Raw genomic sequence first — 16,950 nt, forward strand, 5'->3', positions numbered from 1 at the left:
CGTTCGTGCCGCCGGCTCGCCCCTCATCCGGAGAGGCCAGAAGGGGACGAGGCCGGGCTCTCCGGCGCTGCCCCGCGCCGGCCGCGGCGCAATCACGGCGCAGGGGTGCAAACGGTGCGCGCGCCTGAAACGGATAGCGCGGCAGCCCTGTGTGTCAGTAGAATGGAGGATCCTTGAACTCTGAATGAGGTCGCAGTGGAAAATCATACCATGGTCAAACGAGGGCGCTTTGCCCGGTTTCACCGTTCCATCTCGCTCGCCCTGCTCTCTCTGAGCATTGCTTGCGGCCAGGCACCGGCTGGCAACGGCAACGGCAACGGCAACGGCGGCGACGGCAACGGCGGCAACGGCAACGGCGGCAACGGCAACGGCGGCAACGGCAACGGCAACGGCGGCGGCAACGGCGACGGCAATGGCACCGCGGCGCCGCCCCCCTCCCTGATCGGGGAGGTGTCGTTCTCCACGCCCAGCCAGACGTTCAGGGATCAAATCCAGGTGGGGATGTCCACCCCCATCGAGGGGGCCGAGATCCGCTACACGCTGGACGGGCTGCTGCCGACCGCGTCCTCCACGTTGTACACGGGCGAGCCCGTGACCCTCACCGTCACGACGCAGGTCCGCGCGCAGGCGTTCGTGGGAGGCGCCGCGAGCGGCGCGGTGAGCACCGGCCTCTACATCGCGCGCACCTTCGACGCGACCTCCGATCTTCCCATCGTGATCATGGACGGTTACGGCATGGGCAAGCCGACGGACAAGGAGGTCTACTTCGACGCGGCGGTGATGATCTGGGAGCCGGTCAACGGCGTCGCGTCGATCGCGTCGCTGCCCACGCTGGCGATGCGCGGCGGGTACCACGTGCGCGGTCAGTCGTCGCGGAACTTCCCGCAAACACCGTACAAGCTCGAGCTGTGGGACAACGACGACAAGGACCTCGACTACCCGGTGCTGGGCATGCCCGCCGACTCGGACTGGGCGCTGATCCCTCCCTACTACGACCGCACGTTGATCCGCAATCCGTTCACCTACACCCTCGGCCGCGACATGGGCCTCCAGGCGCCACGCGTCGAGCTGGCCGAGGTCTACCTGAACTACGACGCGCGCGTCATCGGCGAAGCGGATTACCAGGGCATCTACTGGCTCTCGGAGACCATCAAGAACAACAAGGTCCGCACCGATCTCAAGGAGCTAGAGGAGACGGACCGGGCACTGCCGGACATCAGCGGCGGCTACATCTTCAAGTTCGACCAGGCGGCCGCCGAGGAGCCGAAGCTCGCCTGCACCGGGTCGGATCCCCTCCCGTCGTTCAGCTTCGGCGGCGGCGGTCCCCGTCCCGACGAGGGCGGCACGTGCTGGATCGATCTCGAGGTCGTGGACCCCGATCCCCTGAACGACGAGCAGGCGACCTGGCTGACGCAGTACATCCAGCAGTTCCACGACAGCATCCACCAGACGCCGATCGGCGATTACGCGTCGTACATCGACGTGCCGTCGTTCATCGATTATCTGATCATCAGCGAGCTGACGCTCAACGTGGACGCGTACGTGCGGAGCGCCTATTATTTCAAGGATCGCGATCAGAAGCTCAAGGCCGGGCCGCTGTGGGATTACAACTTCGCGCTCGGCGGGGTGGGCGCCCAGAGCGCGACGCCGCAATCGGAGAGCGACACCGGCTGGCGCTTCAGCGGCACGAGGAACGTCAACAACTGGTATCAGAAGCTCACCGCGGATCCGAGCTTCATGGCGCAGGTGAAGGCGCGCTACACGGCGCTTCGCCAGACGCACCTGTCCGAGGCCGCGATCGAGGAGCGCATGAACAGGCTGAGCGCGCCGCTCTCGCAGGCCGTCGTCCGCGACTTCGCCAAGTGGCCGGTGTCGAGCATCATCGAGTCGAGCGAGGGCTTCCTCGGCGGCCCCACCGCGCCGACGTGGGAGGGGCAGCTGCAGGTCATGCGCGACTTCCTGCGGGCCCGGCTCGCCTGGATGGACGCCAACTTGCCGTGACGCGGCGCGGGCCGCCGCGCAGATCGCGCGGCCCTTCTCGACCGTGCGCGGCGAGGCGCTAGCCGCGCTGCAGCCGGCTCACGGCGAGCGCGCCGTCGCCGAGGAGGGCCTGCGCGCCGAGCGCGATCATCAGGAAGGCGACGTACTCCCAGCCTCCCCCCTGACCGGCGAACATCCAGCCGTTCGGCAGGTGCACGAGCAGCGCGCCGATCATCACCGGCAGGAGCAGGAGCGAGATCAGGCGCGTCCTGAGCCCGGCGAGGAGCGCCGCGCCGCCGAGCAGCTCGGCGAGAAACACGGGATACGCCGTCCAGCCCGGGAAGCCGCTCGCCGCGAAGAACGCGGCGGTGCCCGGCAACGTGTACACGAGCGGCTTGGCGAGCGCGTGCGCCAGGAACACGGCGCCCAGCCCGAGGCGCAACATCAGCGCGGCCAGCTCGGCCGAGCGGGGAACGGAGAGGATCGTCTCGACACGGTTCATGGGTGATGCCTCCATGACCCGAGGAGTAAGCCCCGGCGCCGCGCCACGGTAGAGCGCGCCCGGGAACGAATTGTTCTCCAGGGAGAACGATCTGCCGCTACGCCCACGAGATCCCGCGGAACGCGGCCGCCAGGTGCTCGACGAGCCGCCGCACCCGCGCGGGCGGGCGCCGGCCGGCCGCGTGCACCGCGTAGATGCCCATGGGCCGGGGCGCGAACGCGTCGAGCAGCGTGACCAGGCGCCCGGCCGCGAGATCCTCGTCGACCATGAAGCGCGGCAGCACCGCGAGGCCGATCCCGGACACGGCCGCCTCGCGGAGCGCCGTCCCGTTGCTCGCCGTCAGCGGGCCGGAGACGGGGACGGAGACGCGCCCGCCGGCCCCGTAGAAGCGCCACTCGTCCTCGACGCGCAGGTGGAGGTAGCGCAGGCAGTCGTGGCGCAGGAGATCCCCCGGCTGCTCGGGCCGCCCCCGCCGCTCGAGGTAGCCCGGCGCGCCGACCACGTGCAGCGCCGTCGTGGCGAGCTGGCGCGCGACAAGGCTCGAGTCCTTGAGCTTCGTGATCCGGATGGCCAGGTCGACGCGCTCCTCCACGAGGTCGACGAGGCGGTCGTTCAGCATGAGCTCGACGTGCGCGCCCGGGCTCGCCCGGAGGAACCGCGCGAGCGGCTCCGCCAGGTACATCTGCGCGAAGCTGACCGGCGCGTTGAGCCGGATGCGGCCCCGGTCGGCGTCGGACGCGCCCCGCACCGCGGCGGCGGCCTCCTCGAGCACGCGCGCGCAGCGCGCATAGAGGTTCATGCCGGCGTCCGTGACGGTGAGCTTGCGCGTGGTGCGCACGAGCAGGCGCTCGCCGAGGCGCTCCTCCAGGCGCGCGACCCGGGTGCTCACCATCGACTTCGACACCCCGAGCTCCGCCGCGGCCGCGGTGAACGAGCGGCGCTCCACCACGCGCGCGAAGCACAGCAGAGCGGGCAGATCGTCGAAGAGCGGGTCGACCATGCGCCCACTGTGCGCGGCGGGGCGGATTGTTCGCAACGGAGAACATCCCGGGATCGGCGTCGCCCACGGCGGCCCGGCGAACGCGGCGCCGCGCGGCGGGCGGCCGGGGCCCCTTCGCGGAGCGCGACGTTCAGAGGAGACAAGGCGACAACGCCGCGACGCTCCGCTGGCCGCGTGACGCGGCGCGCGACCGCCGTACGCCTCCTCTCGACGCGCCGGCGCCGCCGGTCGTGGCGTCGCTCCGCGCGCGGGGTCCCTTCACGACAGGGGCAAGCCCCGTGCCCGGGCGTGCGACCGGATGGCAACAAGAAGGTGTTCGAGCAGGGCCTCCCACACCACGTCGCCGCAATCGCGCGTAGCGCACGGATCGGCGCCCCGCTATAAAGGAACAAACCACGAGAGAGAGGGGGTCCCATGGCCAGTTCATTCGGTTACCTGAGCACGAGCGTCGACGTCTCGTCCGTATCGTTCGACGCGATCAGCAAGTACATGCAAGTGCTCCTCCTGCGGAACATCGCGACGGGGACCTGGGTCTTCAGCAAGGGCGCGATGCAGTCCGTCAAGGGGTGCGTGCTCGCGTCCCCGTCCCTGCCGGACGACAGGGGTCAGACCGACCAGGACTATGTGCACCACTGGATCCGGGACGCGGCCATCTGCATTCCGGAGGCGCTCGACAACCCGGTCTTCATGGCGCGGACCCTCTGCGAGGATTACACGATGTTCTCGGCGCTGTGCCAGGAGAACGCCGAGCGCGCGAGCAGGTTCGCGCTGGCGTGCTTCAACATCGACGGCACCGTGCGCGACAACTGGACATCGCAGACGGACGGCCCGGCGCACCGCATTCTGTCCCTCCTCGCCATCGAGGATCGGCTCTCGCTGCAGGCGCTCGCCACGGCCAGGTCCATCATCGAGAAGGACACCCGGTACCTCCTCTCGGCCTACAAGGAGCAGACGCACAACCTCTGGGAGGAGACGGCCGGGTTCAGCTTCTATGCGCGCTCCGTGCAGCGAAAGGCGTTCCTCTCGCTGATCAGCCGCGCCGACGAGCACGGGCTCTCTCCGTACATCAACGACATGTGGGCGGCCGCAGAGTGGCTGGGCAGCCAGATGGCGACGCACCAGGGCACGTACGACGGGCAGCCGTACTACGCGTCCATCACGGGGCCGAACGGCAGGCCCACCGAAGGCAGGGGAGCGACGCTCAACGTGGATGTCGTCATGTCGGCCGTCTACGGCTCCACGAACTGCGCCGACCCGGTGCTGCTCTCGACGGCCGCGCTGGTGCGCGACGCGTTCACCGAGGGCGACCGGCGGTACCGCATCAACGACGCCGATCGGGCGCTGCCTCGGAGCAGGGGGCCGATGATCGGGCGGTACCCCGAGGATACGTACGACGGCAACCTGTCCGATCATGGTCCGGACGCCGGTCACCCGTGGGCGCTCACGACGTGCAACTTCGCGGAGCTCTACTTCATGCTCGCGGCGAAGATCAAGAGCTCCCCCGCCGCCGCGCTCGTGAACGCCACGACGCAGAGGTTCTTCGCGCAGGTGGGCGTGAGCGATCCCGCCGATCCAGACATCGCGGCGAAGCTGATCGACGCGGGCGACAGGATGCTCGAGGCGGTGATCTACCACTCCGATCGCCTCCAGCTGAGCGAGCAGTTCGATCGCGACAACGGGTACGAGTGCAGCGTGAGCGATCTGAGCTGGAGTTACGCCACCTTCCGGAGCGCGGTCAGGGCGCGCGAGGCCGCCGTGGGGGACTTTCCGAGCCGCCACGGGTAGCCCGAGCGCGGAGGTGCCCGGCGGCGAGGCTCGTTGAGCGCAGCGAGATCGCGCAGGACGTTGCCGCTGATGAACCAGAGCCCGCGCATGTCGAACACCCCGAACTTCGATCGATCCGGACGAACACCGCGCAGGGCGGGGTCCGAGCAGCCGCTTCGACAGCTTCGATTTTTTTGGAAGAATCCCCTTGCGCCAGTACTTCTAGATCCGTAGAAGTAGTGCGTGCCCTCGACACTGGAGCGTCACGCGGAACAGCTGGCCGCGCTCGGTCACCCCGTCCGCCTCGCGATTCTGCGCTTCGTTGTGCAAGCCGGCGCCGACGGCGCATCCGCAGGCGAGATCCAGGCGCACGTGCACATGCCTGCATCCACGCTGAGCCATCACCTGAAGCGGCTCGTCGACGCCGGCGTTCTAAGGACGCGCGGAGAAGGAACGTTCCACTACTACAGCGCCGACTACGCGGCGCTTCGCGGCCTCACGGACTACATCTGGGAGGACTGCTGCAAGCGTGGGAAGGGTTGCTGCTAATTTTTTTCTCCACTATTTCTAAAAAATTGGAAGGAGTACCCGAGATGAACGTCCTCAAGCCTCACGTTTCGCTGAACATCTCCGACATCGATGCCTCGGTCGCGTTCTACGAGAAGGCATTCGGTGTGCGCGCCGCGAAGCGTCGACCTGGCTACGCCAAGTTCGACCTTGCGTCGCCTGCCCTCAACCTGACGATGCAAGAGGCGCCGCGCACGGGCGTGAACGCGAGCCATTTCGGCATCCAGGTCGCGAGCACCGACGACGTGCTCGAGGCCAAGCGCGCCTTCGAGGCGGCCGAGCTCAAGACCTTCACGGAGGAGAACACCGCGTGTTGCTATGCGGTGCAGGACAAGGTCTGGATCGAGGACCCCGACGGCAACTCGTGGGAGGTGTTCGTGGTGAAGGGCGACGCGGACGTGATGGGAAGCCAGCCTGCGAAGAGCGAGCCTGCGAAGAGCGAGGCGGCGTGCTGCGCGCCCGGCTGCTGCGCCCCGGCGAAGCTCGGCGATGCAGCGCGCTGATCTCACCCGAAGGGCCGTCGCCGAAGCGCTCGGGACGGCCCTCCTTCTCGCGACGGTGGTCGGGTCGGGGATCATGGGGGCGGCCCCCGCAGTGGTTCAGCGAGTTTGTCGCGACTTTCGGTCTGCTTGCGGTGATGTGGGGATCAGGATCGACCTGTCCGAGTCGACGCCGCAGAAGCTCACGCACGCGCTCGCAGCGGACGCGTACATGCTGATCACGATGGGCTGTGGCGAAGCCTGTCCGACCGCCCCAGGCGTGCGACGCGACGACTGGCCCTTGGAGGATCCGAAGGGAAAGCCGCTGGAGCGCGTCCGTGCCATTCGCGACGAGGTGAAGGCGCGCGTCGAGGCGCTCATCGCGGCTGAGGGGTGGAGTTGAGCGACGCGAAGATCGAGCCGGCTGCGTCGGGCGATCTCGACGTGGTTCGGGGGCTCCTTGTCCGCGCGGAGCTGCCGACGGCCGGCCTGCTCGACCAGTTCCCCGCCGCGTACGTGGTCATGCGGCGCAGCCTGGAGCTCGTCGGCGTAGCTGGGCTCGAGACGTACGGGCGAGTTGGCCTGCTACGCTCCGTGGCCGTGGTGCGGACGCTTCACGGGCAAGGGCTCGGCCGGGCTCTCGTCGCCAACCGCGTCGATGCGGCGCGGGTGGGGTCGCTCGAGGCCGTCTACCTGCTGACCACGACCGCTGCGGACTATTTCCGGGCGCTCGGCTTCGCCTCGACGCCGCGCGAGGCGGTTCCAGCCGACCTCGCCGCCTCCCCGGAGTTCGCCGGCGCCTGCCCGGCCTCGGCGGCCTGCCTGGTGCTCCGCGTGTGAGGCCAGGAAGCCGCGCAGCTTGGCGAAATCCTCCTTGGTGGAATCGATGACGCCGTCTGCCCCCAGCGACTGCGCGACGTTCGCCTGCTCGCCTGCTCGCCCGCTCGCCCGGTGCGGCGCTGGACAGCCAGGCGCCGCTCGGTGAACACTCGGGCATATGGGATACGAGCGGGACGACGATAGCGCTCAGCTGGCTCGCCGCCTGGAGGCGATGGAGCAGGAGATGGAATCGTGGCGGGCGGACGCGCGGAGATGGCGCGCGCTGATGGCGGCGCGCTGCTTCAGCGTGTCGATCCACCGCCCCGTCGGCAGGACCCACGCCGTCAACGCCGGCTGGGAAGCGCTCTGGCGGGCCCCAGCCGAGGCGTTCTTGCAAGTGAACTACAACATGCTGGAGGACCCGCAGCTCGCCGAGAACGGGATCATGCCGCACATCGAGCGGTTCTTTCGCGGCGAGGAGGTCGCGATCCCGCCGATCAGCTACGACACCGACGCTAACGAGACGCTCACGAGCAAGACGGGCGGAGCGGTGTGGGTCTGCTCCTTCGGCGTGCCGGTGCGCGACGCCGGGGACGGCTTCGAGGGCGTGCTGGTCCAGTTCGCCGTCCCGGAGGCTGCCGAGATCCAGCACAAGTACGAGGCCCTGATCGAGGAGCAGCGGGCGCTCCAGGCGTCGCTGGAGGCGCGGAACCGGGAGCTCGAAGAGACGGTGCGGGTGATCGCGGCGCAGCGGGACGCGATCCAGGCGATGAGCGTCCCGGTGATCCGCGTCGCGGACGGCGTGCTCTGCCTTCCCATCGTGGGCATGATCGACGACGCACGGGCCAGCGCGCTCCTGGAGCGCCTGCTCGAGGCGATCGCCGCGCAGCAGGCGGCGCAGGTGCTGCTCGACATCACCGGCGTGCCGGCGCTCGACGCCCGGGCTGCCGCGCAGCTCGTCGGGGCGGCGTCCGCAGCGCGGCTGCTCGGCGCGTCCTGCACGCTGGTGGGCGTCTCGCCCGCGCTGGCGCAGACGCTGGTCGAGCTCAGCGTCGACCTCGGCGGCCTCGACACCGCGGCGACGCTGGCCGAGGGGCTGACCCGGGCCCTCGCCGCGCGCCGCGGGGCGGCGCAGCGGAGCGCGATGGTCGCGGCGCGCGCGCCCCAGCGAGAGGCGCATCGGCCGGCGGCGCTGCCCCGGGGAGAGGCTCCGTCCCGCAAGCGGTGAGCGCTCGGCCGGCTACGGCGCCGCGTCGTCCCTGGCGGGCGGGGCGCCGAGCCCGAGCTCCTTGAAGAGGAACGCGAACACGTCGGCTTGCTCCTCGATCTCCTCGGAGAGCGGCGTCCCGGCCCCGTGGCCCGTCGAGCCGCTCGCCCGGAGCAGGATGGGCGCCGGGCCCGGCGAGGCCGCTTGCATCCGCGCCGCCATCTTCCGCGAGTGCCACGGATCCACCCGCGGGTCGTTGGCGCCGGTCAGGAACAGGGTCGCCGGATAGGCGGTCCCGTCCTTGACGTGGTGATACGGCGAGTAGGCGTGAAGGGCCTTGAACTGCTCGGGGTCCTTCACCGTGCCGAACTCGGTCACGTTGAACGCCCCGTTCGGCGTGAGCTCCACCCGGAGCATGTCGTAGATACCGACGTGCGACACGACCGCCTTCACCATCTCCGGGTGCTGCGTGAGCTGCGCTCCCATCAGCAGACCGCCGTTCGAGCCGCCGCGGATGGCGAGCCGCGCCGGGCTCGTGACGCGCCCGTCGACGAGGTGCTGCGCGCACGCCGCGAAGTCGTCGAAGACGTTCTGCTTCTTCGTCAGGTTGCCGCCGCGGTGCCACGCTTCCCCGAACTCGCCGCCGCCGCGCAGGTTGACGATCGCGACCACCCCTCCCTGGTCGAACCACAGCCGCCAGAGCGGGTTGAACCCGGGAGCCATGCTCGTCCCGTAGCCGCCGTATCCCGTGAGCAGCGCCGGCGCGGTCCCGTCGAGAGGTGTGCCCTTCCGGCGCAAGATGTTGATGGGAACCCTGGTCCCGTCCTTCGAGGTGCACGCCTCCCGGGCGACCTCCACGTCGGCATAGGAGACAGGGGCCGTCATCGCGAGCGGCGTCTTCGTCACCTTGCCGTCCCTGGCCGAGTACGCGAACCAGGCCGCCGGCTCGGTGTAGCTCACGCCGCGAAAGAGCATGTCGTCGCCTTGGGTGCGCACGACCTGCCGCACCGAGGAGACCTGCGGGATCGGCACCGTCCCGAGCGCCTTGCCCTTCAGATCGAAGACGCGGACCTGCGACGGGCCGCCGAGCAGATCGCGGACGTAGAGCCGCCCTGTCGTGGGCAAGAAGCCCTGGATCACCGCCTCGCTCTCGGGCACGACGAGCTCCGCCTTGGCGAGGTCCAGCTTGCCCGGCGAGAGGCGCAGCACCTTGCCGCGCGGCGCGTCCTTGCGCGACAGGAGGTAGAGCCGGTCGTCGGCGCCGAACACGACCCGGATGACCTTGTCGGGCAGATCGGCGAAGCGCGCCCACTTGCCCGAAGCGTCGAGGAGATAGTGCCAGTACTCGCCTCCATCGCCGTTCTGGACGCTGGCGAGCACGAGCTTGCCGCTCTCGCTCGTCGTGAGCTCGACCTCGGCGATGCGGGGGAATTCCTTGCCGAGCGCGTACTTGTCGTCCTTGTCCGGCGTACCGAGCTTGTGGAAGTAGATCTGCTGGAAGAAGCCCATGTCCTCTCGCGGGCGCTCCCCGGGCCGGGGGTGCCGGGTGTAGTAGAACCCCTTGCCGTCGCCGGTCCACGCCAGGCTGCCGCCCGCTGTGCCGCTGTTCGCGTAAGGCACGGTGTCGCCCGTCTCCTTGCCCGTCGCCACGTCGTAGACGTGCACGGTCCCGCTCTCGGTGCCGCCTTCGGACAGGGAGACAGCCACCTGCTTGCCGTCGCGCGACGGGACGAACCAGTCGATGGTCGTGTGCCCTTTGGGGTCGATGACCTCCGGATCGACGAGGGTCCGCGCGGAGGCGGGGTCGTTCACGGACCTCAGGACGACGAGGAAAGGCTGCTGCTTCGGCGGCTGGTCCTTGAGCGCGAAGATCTGTCCGCCGGCCTCGTCGAGCGCGTAGTGGTTCGCGGAGGTCGCCGACAGGATCTCCTGCACGCGCGCCCGGATCGCGCCGCGCGCCGGCACGGCGTCGAGGGTGCCGCGCGAGAGCTGGTTCTGCTCGGCGACCCAGCGCTCCACCTCGGGGGAGCTCCCGTCCTCCAGCCACTGGTAGTCGTCGACGACCCGGGCGCCATGGTACTCGCTCGCCACGGGCCGCTTCGCGGTCGCCGGGTAAGGAAGCCGCCCCGGTCCGGGGGGCGCTGCCGGCGCGGCGTGCGGCGGCGGGGTCGCGGCGGCCGGGGACGCGGCCGGCTTGTCCAGCGGCCTCGACGCGGGGGCGCTGCACGCCGCGAGCAGCGGCAGCGCCAGGGTGACGGCGGGGGTCGTACGCAGGCGGTTCATGTCCCCGACGCTAGCCGGCAAGACGGCGGTCACGGAAGTGGGCGAGCGCCGTCGCGATCCTGCAACCGTGCAAGCCGGATCCTCGCAGAATCGAAACCCGCCCGATCGGCGCCCGAGACATAAGTAGGGGATTTTCCGAAGGGTGTACCTGGTACGGAGAATGCTTAGCCTTGAGCCAGCTCCGCCGGCGGCCTCCGCCTAATCCCCCGAGGCGCCCGGCGGCGCTGCTATTTTGTCCTCCTGATTCCGGGCGGCCGCTCTGGTCACGGCGCCTCGATGGCTGAGGCCGCGGGGCGCCGGCGCCCCTGCGTCGATGGCAGAGGTCGCCTGGGCCCCCTGGGCACCGGGCAGGACGAGGCGCGGCGCCCTTCCTGCTACCATGCGTCGCATGACGACACACGGGAACGAAGGGGCGGCTGCGAAGGGCGAGGTCCGCGAGGTCGACGAGAGCGTCCTGAAAGATCTCGAGTCGAGGTACGCCGACGTGGCTTGCCCGGTGCATGGCGAGCCGCCGAGCTTCGAGCTCGCGCCCGACGGCTCCGTGGTCGAGCGCATCTGCTGTCCGGCCCTCCTCTCGATCGTCCGCGAGCTCCAGGTCGCCGCGGGCGAGCGCCCTCCGCCTCCAAGAGACGAGGACGAGGAGGTCAGAGGCTAGTTCCACCCACCAGGAGTCCAGCCAGGGCTCCGGAGAGAGATTTCAACGCAAAGGCGCAAAGGCGCAAAGGCGCAATAATGAACAAATGTCTTTTTGCGTCTTTGCGCTCTTGGCGTCTTTGCGTTGAATCTCTCTCCGCTCGCGAGGCAGGGTCCCCGCAGGATTTCCGACCCGCGGCATTGACTCCGCGTCACCTGAGCTCCTCCCCGGTGGCGTGGGAGAGCCTCTTCGGGCTGGAGAGCTCCGAGCTCCTCATGGCGCTACTCGTCGAACGCCGCGCCCGCGATGACGTCGCAGAAGTGGACGGGTCGAAACCCGTCGAGCCTGCGCTCGCCGACGTCGGCCACGACCGGCGAGGTGGCCGCGGCCGCCTCGTTTCGGCGGAGCAGCCCGCAGAACGCGGAGGTCATCGCCTCCTTGAAGCCGAGCCGCGGGTAGCGCCCGAGCGCCTCCTCGACGAGCCGCTCGGGCAGGAGCGTCCGGGGCGCGTAGCCGACGTCGATGGCCGCGCCCATCTGGCAAAGGGCGATCTCGGGGCGCTTGCGCTGGGGTATCACCACGGTGGTATGCAGGGCGATCGCGTCCCAGACGATCTCCTGCTCGCGCGCGCCGACCCCGCGCGCGGCCAGGAAAGCCCTGGCCGCGTCGGCCCCCTCGACCTCGAAGCGCGTCTCGACGGGGGCCGAGTCGGTGAGGCCCAGATCGTGGAACACACACGCCAGATAGAGCAGCTCGCGGTCGTACGACAGGCCCCTGCGCCGCCCCAGCGCGTCGCCGAAGACGTACGTGCGCGCCACATGGTTGAAGAGGAACGGGGCGCTGACCGCCCTGGCGTGCTCGGTCGCCTCGACACAAAGGGCGCTGTCAGGAATCTCGGGTAGCTCGATCGCGTTCATTGGCTCCTCCCGGGTTTGCTTGGGCCTGGCTCGGGACGTCACGAAGCGCCGTCACCGCGGCGCAGCGCGCGAGCCCGCGGCCGCGCCGCCGGCGCCCCGCAAGTGGGTAACAGACGGCGCGTCTGTCCCGAAAGACAATGAAGCTGCATTTTCGGCCACGGCGGGCGCTCGCTCTGCGGCGCGCGCGGCCCGTTCGGCCCGGTCCCTCGCCTTTCCCGACCCGAGCTGCTCGTCTGAGCGGCCTCTTGCGCGCCCCTCCGGTGGGTCGCTTGAGCCAGCCGCCGCCACGCTCTATCCTGGTCGCCGGCGATGCTGCTCGGACACGACGCGCTCAGGAACCTCTGCCGGGCGCGGGATCTGCTCTCCGAGGTGCGCGAGTCGAGGTTGTCGATCGAGGACGTGGCGCGGGAGGTGGCGATCTCGCCCTACCACTTCATCCGGCAGTTCGAGGCGGTGTTCGGCGTGACCCCTCACCAGTACCGCATCCGGCGGCGCCTGGATCTGGCCAAGCAGCTCCTGGCGGCCGGGCATCACTCGGTGACCGACGTGTGCATGGAGATCGGGTTCTCCAGCCTCGGCAGCTTCAGCGCGCTGTTCGCGCAGCGGATCGGCGTGCCGCCGTCGGCGTACCGGCGCCGCGTGCGCGCGATGGTCCAGGTGCCGGGGAGGCTCCCGTGGGAGCTCGCCCCCGGCTGTCTCACCCTGATGGGCCGGCTGCCGCCGGGCGCGTTTCGCAGTTTTCGAGAAGCGTGAGCCGGGCGGCCCTGGCAGAGTCGGCCCGAACCGTCAGCTCAGCGAGGCGATCGATGAGGATCAAGCTCAACAGCATCATGGTCGAGGACCAGACACGCGCGCTCAAGTTCTACACGGAGGTGCTCGGCTTCAAGAAGAAGAGCGATTTCCCTGTCGGCGAGTACCGGTGGATCACCGTGGTCTCGCCGGAGGGCCCCGACGACGTCGAGCTCGTGCTCGAGCCGAACGCCAACCCGGCGGCGAAGACGTTCCAGCAGGCGATGTTCACGCAGGGCATCCCGCTCACCGCGTTCGAGGTGTCGGACCTCAAGGCCGAGTTCGCTCGCCTCAAGGAGCACCAGGTCGCGTTCACGCAGGAGCCCACCCCGATGGGCCCGGTCATGATCGCGGTGTTCTCGGACACCTGCGGGAACCTGATCCAGCTGTATCAGCCGCTCTGATACCCCATCGCCAGGGCCGTCCCGGGCCCTGGTAGGGTGGCGCGCAGGGACGAGCGGCTCGCGAGGCATTGCGCGCGTCATCGCGGCGGCGCTGGCTCGGGCTCGGGCTCGGCCTTGATGTCACGCTCCGGATCGCGCCGGTCTCGACGACACGGGCCGAGGTTCTTCAGCAGCTCGACGGGCAGCGCCACGTCGACCGAGAAGCGCTGCTCCTCCGGCTTGCTCGCCCAGGGAGGGCGCCGCGCCTGCGTCTCCACCCGCGCGTGGTCGAGCAGCTCGGCGAGCTCGTCATTGTCTTCGCGCTTCGCGTTGAGCCGCCCCATGGAGAGCGCGGCGCCGAACAGCTTCGACAGGTCCTCCATCTCCTGACCGGCGGGGCCGGCGACCTCGGCGACGACGGCGACATCCTCCGAGGCGTCGATGTGGATCTCCACCCGCTGGACGGTCTCTCGGATCCGCTCGGCGAGCTGGTCCTGGTCCGACGGCAGCATCTTCGAGAGATCGTCGGGCGAGAGCACTCCATAGACGTCGCTGTAGGCCTGGTATTCCTGAAGGATGGATCCCTGCGCGGGATCGGTCGATTCGAGCCGATCGATCGCGTCCTCGACGAGATCGGGCTCGGCGCGCGGGTTCAAGATCAGGACGTCAGGCCCCCACGTCGCGACGCCCCTGCCCGTGTCCTTTTCCTCGTAGAGGACACCTCTCTCCCCGTACGTCCGCGTGGACCATCGCTCCCGCTCGAACCTCGCGCCCTCGAACGATCCCTGGAGCACCATGAGCCCCGTGCTCGACGTGGCGATGCGCTCCACGTCCTCCAGCACGTCGATCCCGTATCGGTCCTTCAAGCGCGCCAGGCCGGCGCGCTCGTCGCCGCGCGACAGCATGCAATCGAGCCATATCTGCATGATCGGCGACTCCTTGAGCGCCTCGATCTCGAACACCATGGCCGAGCGCTTCGGATCGGCGGGCAGGGCGGCGAGCACCGGGTCGCGCTTCCATTGCGGCGCTTCGACGCCGGGCGGCGGCGCAGACAGCGGCGGCAGCGTGCGCCGACGGCTGGCGCGCTCCACCTCGGCCGGCTTCGGATGGCGCGGAAACTCGATCTTCCGGGGCCGGACCGTGGGCTTCTCCTTGTCGCCGCGCGACATCAGCCACGCGGCGAGCGCGAGCAGGACCATCGCCGCCGCGAGCCACACGCCCCGCTTCTTCATCGGTCTCATCGGGTCGTCACCCCCGCCCAGGCGCCGCGGAGCCGCCGATTCCGAGCGCTCACCGCCTCGTCCGAGCATCGCCGCTCCACCCTAGAAATCCTTCTCTTCGAACACGTGGATGCCCACCGCGAGCGCGGCCAGGCCGAAGAGGAGCAGCCCCGCCACCTGGCTGGCGAGCACATCCCCCTTGATCGCCGTCGCCACCGCGAACTCCGCCGACGCGTCGGCGAGCGCCGACACCCGCGGCAGCACGAGCGTCGCCGCGCGGAAGGCCCCGCGGGCCACGCCAGGCTCGAAGAACGAGTCGAGCTGCTCGCGGTACCCCGCGACGATGCCGAGGATGAACAGCGCGATCCCCACCGCCGCGGACAGCGCGGCGCTCCGCACCATCACCGCGGTCGTGAGCATCGCCCCGTAGATGCCGGCGAACGTCACGCTCGCGAGGAGCGCCGCCACGATCGGGCTCGCCATCCACACGCCCGCCCTCAGCCCGAAGATGACCGTGATCCCGAGGGCGCCGTACAGCGTGCTGAGGAGCGAGAGCGCGAGCACGCCGAGGAACGTGCCGAGCAGGAGCTCGAACCGCCGCACGGGCAGCGAGAGCAGGTGCTCGATGCGCCCCGGCGCCAGCAGGCTCGGGCCGAAATCGGCGCAGGAGACGATCCCGAACGCGAGCCCCCCGTAAAACAGCACGTACGAAAGCGCGCGGCCGACGTAGCGGAGCGCGACGTCGACCGAGCGGATGTCGCCGCGGCCGACCTCCTTGCCGAAGAGCCGCGTCGCCGCGAGCGCGCCGTCCACCACCTCGAGCTGCAGCGCGCCCCCGATCACCACGAGCGCCATCGTGACGCCGATCCCGAGGGCGAGGAACCACCGCCGCGACGAGGCCTCGCGCAGGAGGTCGCCCGCGACGCTCAGCGCCGCCCTCACGCCACGCCTCCGCGGGCGCCGCCCGCGCCCAGCGCCTCCGCCAGCACGTCCTCCAGGTCGCGCAGGTCCCGCGACAGCTCGACGAGCAGGGCGCCCGCGCGCCGCGCCTCGTCGAGCGCCTCGTTGAGCGCCGCGGGGCTCTCGGCCTCCAGGCGCCACCCGCCTTCCCCGTCGATCGGGCGGAACCCGAGCGCGGCGAGCCTCGCCGCGTCGACGCCGTCCGCGAACCGCACGCGGTACGCCGTCTCGCTGCCGCACAGCGCGACGAGCGCGCCCTCGCGCACGAGCCGCCCGCCCGCGAGGATGCCGATGCGGTCGCAGATGCGCTCGGTCTCCGACAGGAGGTGCGAGTTCAGGAACAAGGTCGCCCCCCGCGCGCGCTCTTCGCCCAGGATCCTGCGGATCTCGGCGCGGCCGAGCGGGTCGACGCCGTCGGTGGGCTCGTCGAGCACGAGCAGCTCGGGCTGCCCGAGCAAGGCCGCGGCGAGCCCGAGGCGCTGCCGCATCCCCTTCGAGAACCCGCCGATCTTGCGGTCCGAGTCGGCCCCGAGCCCTACCCTCTCGGTCAGCGCGCGCAGCGCGCCCTCGCCCGGCGAGAGGCCCTTCATGCGGGCCACGCTCGCGAGGAACTGCCGCGGCGTGAACGCGCTGGGCAGGAAGAGCCGCTCCGGCAGGTACCCGATCCTGGCGCGCACGCCCGGGTCCTCCGGCTCGCCGCCGAGCACGCGCACGGCGCCGCTCGTGGGGCGCACCACGCCGAGCAGCGTCTTGATGAACGTCGTCTTGCCCGCGCCGTTGAGGCCGATGAGCCCGAACGCGGCGCCGCGCTGGATGGCGAGGTCGAGGCCCGCGAGCGCCGTCTGCCCGCCGCTCCGGCGGAAGAAGCCGCGGTAGACCTTCCTCACGGAGGACGCTTCGATGGCGAGCACGGCGGCGTAGTCTGGCCGGCCGACCGCCGCACGCAAGCGGAATGCCCGAGGCGAGGGAGAGCGGAGCAGGAATCCTCCAATCGCGACGGCGCGACCAGGCGCGCGCCGAGGCGACCTCGAAACACAGGTTCAGAGCAGAACACATCGTGAGGGAGCGGGAAGTCCAGACGCTCCGGAGGCGTTCCGGCCCCATCCTTCGCCCGCGGGCAGCGTCAAGCGCCAAGGAGCACGTGGTGTTGACAGACCATGTCCGACCGGGTCCACGCCTCGATCACGCCCCGTCCTCTCCAGCTCTCCACAGGGGTTCTCCACAGGACATCCCCTGGACAACAGCTGGATTCTGTCGATTACCTTTGCCGCGCGCGCCTCCGCTCGTCATGGCCGCTCGCGCGGCGTCGAGGAGCCCCGCGCCGCCGGGTGGACCGCGCCCGGGCACCCACGCAACCATTCGTAATTACAATATATTTTCAACCCGCAGCGCATCCGTCCGCCCTCGACAGGTTGGGACAATGTCCGTCCGACCGATCCCTTTCCC

The 16,950-nt window shown here is 70.1% G+C and carries 16 protein-coding genes and 1 pseudogene; 10 read left to right on the forward strand and 7 right to left on the reverse strand.

What is annotated here, in order from left to right; genetic code table 11:
• The first annotated feature begins 210 nt into the window (after nt 1-210).
• Nucleotides 211-2,001, forward strand: a complete 1,791-nt coding sequence (locus ACSRUE_RS44490) for a CotH kinase family protein (RefSeq protein ID WP_441288864.1) — start codon at nt 211-213, stop codon at nt 1,999-2,001.
• Between the two features lie 58 nt (nt 2,002-2,059).
• Here the strand turns inward: ACSRUE_RS44490 and ACSRUE_RS44495 are convergent, their stop codons facing one another.
• Nucleotides 2,060-2,482 (reverse strand): DoxX family protein, encoded by a 423-nt coding sequence (locus ACSRUE_RS44495; RefSeq protein ID WP_437761548.1) that lies wholly within the window; start codon nt 2,480-2,482, stop codon nt 2,060-2,062.
• 97 nt (nt 2,483-2,579) lie between these two features.
• Nucleotides 2,580-3,482, reverse strand: coding sequence for a LysR family transcriptional regulator (locus ACSRUE_RS44500; protein ID WP_044963922.1), 903 nt, complete (start codon nt 3,480-3,482; stop codon nt 2,580-2,582).
• Nucleotides 3,483-3,896: 414 nt separating this feature from the next.
• Between ACSRUE_RS44500 and ACSRUE_RS44505 the strand changes: the two genes are divergently transcribed.
• The 6 genes and pseudogenes from ACSRUE_RS44505 (at nt 3,897) to ACSRUE_RS44530 (ending at nt 8,339) form a co-directional block, all read left to right on the forward strand.
• Entirely contained in the window at nt 3,897-5,267 is a 1,371-nt protein-coding gene (locus tag ACSRUE_RS44505) for a glycoside hydrolase family 15 protein (RefSeq protein WP_441288865.1), read from the forward strand.
• A 222-nt stretch (nt 5,268-5,489) separates the two neighbouring features.
• Entirely contained in the window at nt 5,490-5,795 is a 306-nt protein-coding gene (locus tag ACSRUE_RS44510; protein WP_437761551.1) for an ArsR/SmtB family transcription factor, read from the forward strand.
• A 44-nt stretch (nt 5,796-5,839) separates the two neighbouring features.
• Nucleotides 5,840-6,316, forward strand: a complete 477-nt coding sequence (locus ACSRUE_RS44515) for an ArsI/CadI family heavy metal resistance metalloenzyme (protein ID WP_441288866.1) — start codon at nt 5,840-5,842, stop codon at nt 6,314-6,316.
• A pseudogene (locus tag ACSRUE_RS44520) lies at nt 6,303-6,401 on the forward strand (aquaporin family protein); the annotation flags it as partial. The gene ACSRUE_RS44515 and the pseudogene ACSRUE_RS44520, both read left to right, overlap by 14 nt.
• A gap of 290 nt (nt 6,402-6,691) precedes the next feature.
• Nucleotides 6,692-7,132 (forward strand): arsenic resistance N-acetyltransferase ArsN2, encoded by a 441-nt coding sequence (gene arsN2 / locus ACSRUE_RS44525; protein ID WP_437761553.1) that lies wholly within the window; start codon nt 6,692-6,694, stop codon nt 7,130-7,132.
• A 223-nt stretch (nt 7,133-7,355) separates the two neighbouring features.
• Entirely contained in the window at nt 7,356-8,339 is a 984-nt protein-coding gene (locus ACSRUE_RS44530) for an STAS domain-containing protein (RefSeq protein ID WP_441288867.1), read from the forward strand.
• A 12-nt stretch (nt 8,340-8,351) separates the two neighbouring features.
• On the opposite strand, the gene ACSRUE_RS44535 is transcribed toward ACSRUE_RS44530, so the two are convergent.
• The gene (locus tag ACSRUE_RS44535; protein WP_441288868.1) at nt 8,352-10,601 is read right to left on the reverse strand and encodes a prolyl oligopeptidase family serine peptidase; all 2,250 of its coding nucleotides are present in this window, start codon (nt 10,599-10,601) and stop codon (nt 8,352-8,354) included.
• A 388-nt stretch (nt 10,602-10,989) separates the two neighbouring features.
• On the opposite strand from ACSRUE_RS44535, the gene ACSRUE_RS44540 reads away from it, so the two are divergent.
• The gene (locus ACSRUE_RS44540) at nt 10,990-11,256 is read left to right on the forward strand and encodes a hypothetical protein (RefSeq protein ID WP_441288869.1); all 267 of its coding nucleotides are present in this window, start codon (nt 10,990-10,992) and stop codon (nt 11,254-11,256) included.
• A 260-nt stretch (nt 11,257-11,516) separates the two neighbouring features.
• Here ACSRUE_RS44540 and ACSRUE_RS44545 read toward each other — a convergent pair whose 3' ends face one another.
• Complete coding sequence (locus ACSRUE_RS44545) at nt 11,517-12,152, reverse strand: HD domain-containing protein (RefSeq protein WP_441288870.1); 636 nt, start codon at nt 12,150-12,152, stop codon at nt 11,517-11,519.
• 309 nt (nt 12,153-12,461) lie between these two features.
• On the opposite strand from ACSRUE_RS44545, the gene ACSRUE_RS44550 reads away from it, so the two are divergent.
• Nucleotides 12,462-12,905, forward strand: a complete 444-nt coding sequence (locus tag ACSRUE_RS44550) for a helix-turn-helix transcriptional regulator (protein ID WP_437761558.1) — start codon at nt 12,462-12,464, stop codon at nt 12,903-12,905.
• A gap of 53 nt (nt 12,906-12,958) precedes the next feature.
• Entirely contained in the window at nt 12,959-13,345 is a 387-nt protein-coding gene (locus tag ACSRUE_RS44555; protein ID WP_437761559.1) for a VOC family protein, read from the forward strand.
• 77 nt (nt 13,346-13,422) lie between these two features.
• Here ACSRUE_RS44555 and ACSRUE_RS44560 read toward each other — a convergent pair whose 3' ends face one another.
• From ACSRUE_RS44560 to ACSRUE_RS44570, 3 genes are all read right to left on the reverse strand, one after another.
• Nucleotides 13,423-14,556: a hypothetical protein gene (locus ACSRUE_RS44560; protein ID WP_441288871.1), complete on the reverse strand. Its 1,134-nt coding sequence runs from the start codon at nt 14,554-14,556 to the stop codon at nt 13,423-13,425.
• 90 nt (nt 14,557-14,646) lie between these two features.
• Complete coding sequence (locus ACSRUE_RS44565; RefSeq protein WP_437761561.1) at nt 14,647-15,486, reverse strand: hypothetical protein; 840 nt, start codon at nt 15,484-15,486, stop codon at nt 14,647-14,649.
• The gene (locus tag ACSRUE_RS44570; protein ID WP_441288872.1) at nt 15,483-16,391 is read right to left on the reverse strand and encodes an ABC transporter ATP-binding protein; all 909 of its coding nucleotides are present in this window, start codon (nt 16,389-16,391) and stop codon (nt 15,483-15,485) included. Before ACSRUE_RS44570 ends, ACSRUE_RS44565 begins: the two co-directional genes overlap by 4 nt.
• Nucleotides 16,392-16,950 lie beyond the last annotated feature (559 nt).

This window comes from Sorangium sp. KYC3313 (assembly GCF_052075895.1).
Classification (GTDB): domain Bacteria; phylum Myxococcota_A; class Polyangia; order Polyangiales; family Polyangiaceae; genus Sorangium; species Sorangium cellulosum_B.

Coding starts and splice junctions, on each gene's coding strand:
- ACSRUE_RS44495 (WP_437761548.1), bottom strand. CDS start 2,482: ATGAACCGTGTCGAGACGATCCTCTCCGTTCCCCGCTCGGCCGAGCTG.
- ACSRUE_RS44500 (WP_044963922.1), bottom strand. CDS start 3,482: ATGGTCGACCCGCTCTTCGACGATCTGCCCGCTCTGCTGTGCTTCGCG.
- ACSRUE_RS44560 (WP_441288871.1), bottom strand. CDS start 14,556: ATGAAGAAGCGGGGCGTGTGGCTCGCGGCGGCGATGGTCCTGCTCGCG.
- ACSRUE_RS44515 (WP_441288866.1), top strand. CDS start 5,840: ATGAACGTCCTCAAGCCTCACGTTTCGCTGAACATCTCCGACATCGAT.
- ACSRUE_RS44540 (WP_441288869.1), top strand. CDS start 10,990: ATGACGACACACGGGAACGAAGGGGCGGCTGCGAAGGGCGAGGTCCGC.
- ACSRUE_RS44555 (WP_437761559.1), top strand. CDS start 12,959: ATGAGGATCAAGCTCAACAGCATCATGGTCGAGGACCAGACACGCGCG.
- ACSRUE_RS44505 (WP_441288865.1), top strand. CDS start 3,897: ATGGCCAGTTCATTCGGTTACCTGAGCACGAGCGTCGACGTCTCGTCC.
- ACSRUE_RS44545 (WP_441288870.1), bottom strand. CDS start 12,152: ATGAACGCGATCGAGCTACCCGAGATTCCTGACAGCGCCCTTTGTGTC.
- ACSRUE_RS44535 (WP_441288868.1), bottom strand. CDS start 10,601: ATGAACCGCCTGCGTACGACCCCCGCCGTCACCCTGGCGCTGCCGCTG.
- ACSRUE_RS44550 (WP_437761558.1), top strand. CDS start 12,462: ATGCTGCTCGGACACGACGCGCTCAGGAACCTCTGCCGGGCGCGGGAT.
- ACSRUE_RS44530 (WP_441288867.1), top strand. CDS start 7,356: ATGGAATCGTGGCGGGCGGACGCGCGGAGATGGCGCGCGCTGATGGCG.
- ACSRUE_RS44490 (WP_441288864.1), top strand. CDS start 211: ATGGTCAAACGAGGGCGCTTTGCCCGGTTTCACCGTTCCATCTCGCTC.